The sequence below is a fragment of the Limnospira sp. PMC 289.06 genome (genome assembly GCF_032350395.1).
GTDB lineage: Bacteria > Cyanobacteriota > Cyanobacteriia > Cyanobacteriales > Microcoleaceae > Limnospira > Limnospira platensis.
In genome coordinates, this window is record NZ_JARPLC010000281.1 from 1 (window position 1) to 1,596 (window position 1,596).

Consider the following 1,596-nt stretch of genomic DNA (forward strand, 5'->3'; position numbering starts at 1 on the left):
AGTAGGTTGGGTGGAGGTCACGAAACCCAACGCCACCATCTCTCAGTTATGTTGGGTTTCACTACGTTTGACCCAACCTACATGGTTGAGGTTTTGGGGATCGGAAAAATATTTCCGGATATTTCAGGAAATTACTTGTTAATCCCTCTCTAATCAGAAACAGTTAATAGTGGGCAGAGTCGGACTCGAACCGGAATTACAGCCTACAACCCCTATTCTACCGTTACTTAGGTGTTACTCAAAACCGTAGTAGAGTAACAAGTGAGTAAAAAATGAGTAATGCTACTAAACTCCCTACAGTGGGGGGAAAGGGTAACTATGACGAGAGCTATAGCAGATTCCTGAAAGCCTATCAAGACTTTAAAGGGGAATGTCCCAAAGGAGTGACACTCAAGTTACAAAAGTCCGGGGCTAGGTACAATCTGCTATTGCAGTTTAAGCAACCACCTACCGGGAAACGGCTACCCAAGACAGCTAATCTTGAGTGTACACCCCAAGGGGTGATAGACGGGGTTAAGAAAGCTAAACTGGTATCAGAAGCCCTAGGGACTATCACTAGCACTAGTGAGTTCTGGGATTGGTATGATACGACTATTCTAGGAAAGAATCAGATTGAGGATAATCTGATAACCTACCGGGAAATATTCCAACAACTGGAAGATGAGTATTTTGCCGGGTACAACCGCAACACAGGACGACCACGCTCCCGCGATATTGTCAGCGACCTATCTTCCTATCATCAAAGCCAAAAAATATACTTTGAGCAATTCCCCAATTGGGATGATTATCCTACTTGGGAGAGTTTCAAGGTTATGCTGTACACTCCCTTACAGAATGGAGAGGAGCTGATAGGGTCCCAAACATTCAAAGAACGTTACTACATCCTGAAAGCCATTGCCAAAAAATCACCCAATAAAGACCACCTACTAAAACAGTTAGAACTTATTAATCCCAGACAAACACGATTCACCGTTAAGCAGCGTATAGGCATCGATGCCTTTAAAAATTGGTGGTACAGCGCTAAACAAGAAGTCTACACTATCAAAAACCATACATTCAGTAAAGCTCGTCACGCCTGGCTGTGGGTTACTGGTATGACAGTAATGTATGGGTTAAGGCTTACCGAAATAGCCGCTGCTTTTAACTTATAGCACCAGACAGGAAAGTTAGGACGTATAATGGAGAGGACGAGATGACTAAGAAGACCAAAAATGCCAGCCCCCTATAGTTACGACCTCAGACAAAAAGTTATTGATGCAATTGAACTAGACGGTATGCCCAAAACAGAAGCCAGTCAAGTTTTCCATGTCAGCCGGAACACCATTAATCTCTGGCTGCAAAGAAAAGCACAGACCGGAGACTTCCTCCCTAAACCTAATCACCGACCTGGCAATAACCACAAAATTACCGACTGGCATAAATTCAAGGCTTTTGCCCAAGAGCATGGCCACAAAACCTCCGCTCAAATGGCTGAACTTTGGGATGACGACATCTCTCCTCGCACCATATCCAGAGCCTTGAAGAAAATTGGCTTCACCAGAAAAAAAAACTTACGGCTACCAAGAAGGTGATGAGCAACAGCGAGAGGAGTTTATT

2 pseudogenes are annotated in these 1,596 nt (G+C 44.0%); both read left to right on the top strand.

What is annotated here, in order from left to right:
- Window positions 1–272: 272 nt before the first annotated feature.
- Window positions 273–1,148: pseudogene (locus P5674_RS24485) on the top strand (recombinase); the annotation flags it as partial.
- A gap of 63 nt (window positions 1,149–1,211) precedes the next feature.
- A pseudogene (locus P5674_RS24490) lies at window positions 1,212–1,596 on the top strand (IS630 transposase-related protein); the annotation flags it as partial.